This window comes from Corallococcus sicarius (assembly GCF_003611735.1).
Classification (GTDB): domain Bacteria; phylum Myxococcota; class Myxococcia; order Myxococcales; family Myxococcaceae; genus Corallococcus; species Corallococcus sicarius.
Map to the genome: position 1 here is coordinate 1 of NZ_RAWG01000451.1, position 5894 is coordinate 5894.

General features: G+C 73.1%; 5 protein-coding genes. 2 read left to right on the forward strand and 3 right to left on the reverse strand.

What is annotated here, in order from left to right; genetic code table 11:
- The 3 genes from D7X12_RS38405 to D7X12_RS38415 all read right to left on the reverse strand — a co-directional run.
- Positions 1 to 2369, reverse strand: a 2369-nt coding sequence (locus D7X12_RS38405; RefSeq protein ID WP_120630128.1) for a zf-HC2 domain-containing protein, incomplete at its 3' end; no start/stop codon positions are given.
- Entirely contained in the window at positions 2366 to 2920 is a 555-nt protein-coding gene (locus tag D7X12_RS38410; protein ID WP_244225036.1) for an RNA polymerase sigma factor, read from the reverse strand. The genes D7X12_RS38405 and D7X12_RS38410, both read right to left, overlap by 4 nt.
- 164 nt (positions 2921 to 3084) lie before the next feature.
- Positions 3085 to 3714, reverse strand: coding sequence for a hypothetical protein (locus D7X12_RS38415; protein ID WP_120630130.1), 630 nt, complete (start codon positions 3712 to 3714; stop codon positions 3085 to 3087).
- A gap of 130 nt (positions 3715 to 3844) precedes the next feature.
- On the opposite strand from D7X12_RS38415, the gene dgcN reads away from it, so the two are divergent.
- Together dgcN and D7X12_RS38425 are read left to right on the forward strand one after the other, a co-directional pair.
- On the forward strand, positions 3845 to 4858 hold the full coding sequence (dgcN, locus tag D7X12_RS38420) for an N-acetyltransferase DgcN (protein ID WP_120630131.1): 1014 nt from the start codon (positions 3845 to 3847) through the stop codon (positions 4856 to 4858).
- 50 nt (positions 4859 to 4908) lie between these two features.
- Positions 4909 to 5637 carry a YebC/PmpR family DNA-binding transcriptional regulator gene (locus D7X12_RS38425; RefSeq protein ID WP_120630132.1) on the forward strand — a complete coding sequence of 243 codons (729 nt, stop codon included), beginning with the start codon at positions 4909 to 4911 and terminating at the stop codon, positions 5635 to 5637.
- Positions 5638 to 5894 lie beyond the last annotated feature (257 nt).

The window sequence follows — 5894 nt, forward strand, 5'->3', positions numbered from 1 at the left end:
GGGGTCAGGTAGCTCCAGGCCCGGTGCGGCGACAGCAGCCCGGGGCGCCCCTGGAGGATGGGCTCCGCGAGCACGCGCACCATGCCGCAGCGGGTGAGCCGCTCGAGCAGGGCCTCGGGCACCTCCGGCACGTGTTCGCGCAAGGGGCGCTTCAGGGCGTTCAGGTACACCCCGTCCGCGGCACCCGTGGCGTCACGGACGACGAAGAGCAGCCGCTCGTCCTGGCCGGCCAGCGCCAGCAGGCAGGACGTGGGCGCGGGGCGATCCAGCTCCTCCGCGAGCAGCGCCACGGCCGCGTCCCACTCCTTCGCGCGGCCCGCGTCCATCACCAGCACGTGGTGGCTGTGGGACCAGGCCTTGCGCGCCTCGATGTCGGAGGAGCGCTTCAGCGCCGAGCCGGTGATGACGCCGCGCAGGAGCCGCTGGCCCGCCTCGCGGTCGCGCTCGATGAGGATGCGCCCTTCGAGGTGGTCCACGAGCAGCCGCTCGCCGGCCGACAGGGACGGGTCCTCGCGCAGCACGCGGATGCGCTCGCGGACGCGGTCCAGCTCCCGCCCGGGCACCGTGCCGCCCTCCAGCCGCAGCAGGTCGCCCGCGACGGCGAGCTCCACGAGCGTGGGCGCGGTGGGACAGGCGATGGCCGCCTCCACCTCGCGCCGGGCCTCCTTCGCGTCCAGGTCCTCCACCGCGAGGAGCGCGCGCGCGTGGTGGTACTCCGAGCGCCGGGCGCAGTCCTCTGGCGCGTGTTGCACGTACTCGTCCAGGTACGCGCGGGCCAGGGCCGGGGCGTGGCTCAGCCGCGCGCTCGTCACCAGGTCCGACAGCAGCACCTCTTCCTGGAACCAGCTGTCGGTGCGGAACGCCTCCTCCAGCGCCGAGCGCGCCAGCCCTTCGGCCTCCTTGCGCCGGTCCAGGCGGTTGTAGAGCGCGGCCAGGTGGCGTTGCAGGTCCACGCAGCGGTACTCGAAGCCCGCGCTCCGGCAGGACGCGAGGCCCGTCTTGAGCGACTGCTCCGCCGTCTCCAGGTCACCCCGGGCCTGCGCGGCCTGGGCCCGGCCCCGGGCGAGCGGCGCGTCGTACCAGGCGGGCTCGCCGGACTGGCGCACCAGCGCCGTCAGCTCGTCCACGTGCCGGTCCTCCTGGCGCAAGAGCAGCACCGCTCCCAGAAGCAGGTCGCGCTCGTTGGAGCGCCGGAGCTTCGCGAGGTACGCGTCCGCCTCCGCTCCCTCCAGCGTCTGCGTCCCGCCCAGCACCGCGTGGTAGGTGGCCGCCAGCGGGCCGCGCCGGGTGAAGTCCGCCGCCGCCACGCGCGTCACGTAGGCGGTGGCCGTCTTCGTCCGGGTGACGTTATCCAGCAGCGTCGCCAGCGGCAGCAGCGCCTGGACGCGCTCCACGGACGGGGCCGCGCGCAGCGCATGGTAGAGGTACAGCCGCGCCAGGTCGGGGTTGCGCCGCGCCAGGGTGGCCGGGTACGGCGTGCCCTCCAGCGCCAGCGCCATGCCGGCCGCGTTCATCGCCTGCCACGAGTCACGCCGCGCCAGCGCGCCCTTGCGCAGGCCGTCCGCGCGGGAGGCCGCCTCGGCGCTCCAGCCCGGCTCCTTCGCCTCCACCACCCGCTGGAACTCCGCCGCGGCGGCCAGCTCCAGCGACAGGGCCTGGAGCGCGAGCCCCCGGTTCCAGTGCAGCCGCGGGTCGTCCGGCGCCGTCTGGAGCCCTGCCTCCAACCTCCTCAGGGCGCGCTCCGGCTGCCCCAACCCCAGCGCCGCCAGCGCCAGGTCGCCCTGGACGGCGGGCGACGCGGGCAGCTTCTCCAGCAGGCGCTCCGCGCGCTCGAAGTCACCGGACACGAGGTAGGCGGTCGCCACGCCGTGCAGGTCCCCGCGCGCCTCCAGCTCCGCCAGCGCCCGCAGGTCCAGCTCCGGGCTCGCGGTCGCGCCGCCGCTGCGCATCGTGCCGGGCGCGCGGTGGTCCTGCAGGCCGGGGTGGCTCGGGCGGCCCTCCAGCGGGCGCGCCGAGGCGAGGGCGAAGGGCAGCTGCCGTCCCGCGTCGGACGCGCGCCACGGACGCACCACCGCCAGCACGGCGAGCACCACGGCGGCGGTCGCGGCGGCGAAGCCCACCACGCGCCCGCGGTCCCAGGCCGGACGGAAGCGCGGCCTGGGTTCGGAGCGGGCCCCGGGCAGCGACTGCGGCCTTTCAAGGGGCCGGGCCTCCGCGGCGGCCTGCACCGCGAGGCTCGCCTGCACCTGGTCCTCCAGCTCCGCCTGACACTGCGCGCAGTCGGCCAGGTGGAGGCTGAAGGCCCGGGCCTCTTCCGGGGTCAGCTCTGCGTCCACGAAGGCGGCGAGCTGTTCGCAGGCAGGGGTCACGACGGGACTCCCGCGCTTCCCTGGCGCGTGAGGAGCAGCTCCTTGAGCTTCTTGCGCGCCCGGAACAGGCGGGTGCCCACCGTCATGGACGGGATGCCGAGCCGTCGGCCGATCTCCGCGTAGCTCTGTCGCTCCATGTCCTTCATGCGGACCACCTCGCGCAGCTCCGGGGGAAGCTGTTCCACCGCGCGCCACACATCCTCAAGCGTGTAGTGCGCCCAGATTTCCGACGGGGCCTCGGGCTCCGCCAGGGTGTCCCCCATCGTGTCGGTGAACTCCTCGTGAGGGTGGCGCCGGTCATGCCGGCACCAGTCGAGGAAGCGTCGCACGAGGATGGACGCCAGCCACGCCATGGGGGGCGCGGACCGGTCATACGTATGAAACGCGCGGAAGGCCCGCTCGTAGGTCTCCTGCAACAGGTCCTTCGCGTCCGAGGGGCTGCGTCCCCGGCACAGGATGCGGGCCCGCTCTTCCAACGCGGGTGCGCACCGGGCGACGAGCGCCTGGAACTCCTCGGCATCCCCGACGGAGGTCGGGGTCGCCTCCTTCACGGATGCGGAGGACTCCCCGGGCCGGGGGGCGGCGCGGGGCGATCGCGGGCGGAACACCACAGGGGCGTTCCTAGCAGGAGCCGCCCCTGCCGCGAAGTCCAACGACACCCTCCCATGCGGATACCACCGCCCGGGTGGGCCGCCCCGTAGGGCTGCCCGGAGGGTTAGCAGGGGCCGTTGCCCATCGACACGCCCGTGCGCACGCGCACGGGGAAGACCCCGAGCGCCGCCCCGATGCCGGTGACCCGCATCTTGGTGTAGCCCGACGCGCCGTTGCCGATGCCGAAGCGCAGCTGGCAGTGGGCCGGGAAGGAGATGGGCCCCGGGGTCGCCGGGTGCCAGATGCCGGCGGTGCTGACGTTGCCCAGGCTGTACCAGTACCCGTTGAGGTAGCCGAACGCGGCGCCCGCGATCAGCGTGGCCTTGCAGCCGCTCTCGGTGACGTTGGCCGTCGCCGGGATGGCCTCCACGAAGGGCTGGGCGTACTTGCCGTTCAGGCTCGTGAGCTCGGTCACGAAGCGGCGGGGACAGGACGTCTGGTCGTAGGTGCCGTCATTGGACGTCCCGGAGAAGTCAGCATACGAGCAGCGGGGAAAGACGACCCCGACCGACGTGCCATCCGGCTGCGCCAGCACCACGCTGGAGCCGACACAGGACTCGTCCACGCCCTGCTCCTGGCTGGCGAGGGACTCGTCCACGACCGCGGCGGTCTGGGGCTCCTCCTCCAGCGGACCTCCACAGGCGGTGGCGAGCGAGGCGGCGAACAGGAGCGCGGCGGACGGGGTGATGCGCATGGGACGACTCCGGAAGGAGGGGCGGTGAAGGACGGGACTGCGTGGGCCCCTGCCCTGTTACGTCCGGTGTCGCGCTTATTCCCCCGCGCCATTTCCACGGCCTTTTTGCGCCGTGCTAAGGCGCTGGCGCGTGGACATCGACAAGCCCTATCTGCTGTTCCTGGGAGACGTGAAGGACCAGCTCGCGGCCAAGACGGCCCACGGCATCGTGGACTGGCGGCCCGAGTGGTGCGTGGGTCAGCTCCGCCTGCCCGGATGTGTGGCGGACTGTGGCCTGCCCGACATGGACCTCGCCCAGGCGAAGGCCCGGGGCGCGCGCACCCTCGTGGTGGGCGTGGTGAACCCGGGCGGCGTGCTCGCGGACGCGTGGGTCGCCACGCTGGTGCAGGCGCTGGAGGCCGGGCTGGACATCGCCACCGGGCTGCACAAGCGCCTCTCCTCGTTCCCCGCCGTGGCCGCCGCGGCGGCGCGACACGGACGCAAGCTGCACGACGTGCGCTTCGCGGACCGGGACTTCGCCACCGGCCAGGGCTCGAAGCGGCCCGGCCTGCGCGTGCTGACCGTGGGCACCGACTGCGCGGTGGGCAAGAAGTACACGGCGCTCGCGCTGGAGAAGGAGCTGCGGCAGCGCGGGTGGAAGGCCGACTTCCGGGCCACCGGCCAGACAGGCATCCTCATCTCCGGGCGCGGCGTCGCGCTGGATGCCGTCGTGTCGGACTTCGTCGCGGGCGCGGCCGAGTGGCTCGCCCCCGCCAACGACGCGGACCACTGGGACGTCGTGGAGGGCCAGGGCTCGTTGTTCCACCCCTCGTTCGCGGGCGTCACGCTGGGCCTGCTGCACGGAGCGCAGCCGGACGCCTTCATCGTCTGCCACGAGCCCACGCGGACGCGCATGCGCGGCGTGCAGCACCCGTTGCCCTCGATTCAGGACGTCATCGACCGCACGGTGTTGGAGGGTCGGCTGACGAACCCCGGCATCCAGTGCACCGGCATCGCCATCAACACCGAACACCTGGGCGAGCAGGAAGCCCTGGCGCTGCTGGAGTCCACCGGCCGCGCGCACGGCCTGCCCTGCGTGGACCCCCTGCGCACGGGGGCGGGCCCCCTGGCCGACGCACTGGCGAGCCGCTTCCCGCGCGCGTGACGCGCGAAACCCGTCCTCCCGGGGCGGGCCGCGAATATATTGGAGGCACCATGGGACGCATTTTCGAGACACGCAAGGCGACGATGTTCGCCCGCTGGAACAAGATGGCGAAGATCTTCACGCGCATCACGAAGGACATCGTGATCGCGGTGAAGGCCGGCGGGCCGGACCCGACCTCCAACTCCGCGCTGCGCCGGGCCATCCAGAATGCCCGCGCGGCGAACATGCCGAAGAACAACGTGGAGAGCGCGATCAAGCGCGCCAGCGGCCAGGACCAGGCCGACTACCAGATCGTCCTCTACGAGGGCTACGCGCCCCACGGCGTCGGCGTGCTGGTGGAGACGGCGACGGACAACATCGTGCGCACCGTGGCCAACGTCCGCTTCCCGTTCACCAAGCTGGGCGGAAGCATGGCCACCTCGGGCGGCGTGTCCCGCATGTTCCAGCGCACGGGCGCCATCCGCCTGGACCCCGAAGGGCTGGACCTGGAGGCGCTGGAGCTGGAGCTCATCGACCACGGCCTGCAGGAGATGGGCGAGACCACCGGCGAGAAGGGGGAGAAGCAGGTCCTCCTGCGCTGCGAGTTCGCGGACTTCGGCAAGCTCCAGGCGGCCATCGAAGCCAAGGGCATCACGCCCCTGTCCGCGGAGTCCGAGTACATCCCCCTGCCCGGCACCCTCAAGGAGCTGCCCGAGGAGCAGGCCCAGGAGGTCCTCAAGCTGGTGGACATGCTGGAGCAGGACGACGACGTGCAGCACGTGTTCCACAACCTCGCCTGACCGTGGGACGAAGCACCGGCCCCCGCGTGCCTCATGGGGGCCGGCGCCACGCCTCGCGGCGTCAGAGCTGCTGAAGCTCCGCCGCGCTGAGCACCCGGTCGTGGATGCGCCGAGGCACGAGAGGAGTCCATGTCGGAGTCCGACGAGGTTGGGGAGCAGGACCTGCGGGACACGGTGAAGCGGCTGGAGGCCACGGTCACGGCCCTGGAAGCGCGCCTCGCGCGGCTGGAGGGCACGGGCGCCGCACGCCCCACGCT

Excerpts from the sequence above, each read along its gene's own strand:
- D7X12_RS38415 (WP_120630130.1), bottom strand. The coding sequence starts at position 3,714 with ATGCGCATCACCCCGTCCGCCGCGCTCCTGTTCGCCGCCTCGCTCGCC.
- D7X12_RS38425 (WP_120630132.1), top strand. The coding sequence starts at position 4,909 with ATGGGACGCATTTTCGAGACACGCAAGGCGACGATGTTCGCCCGCTGG.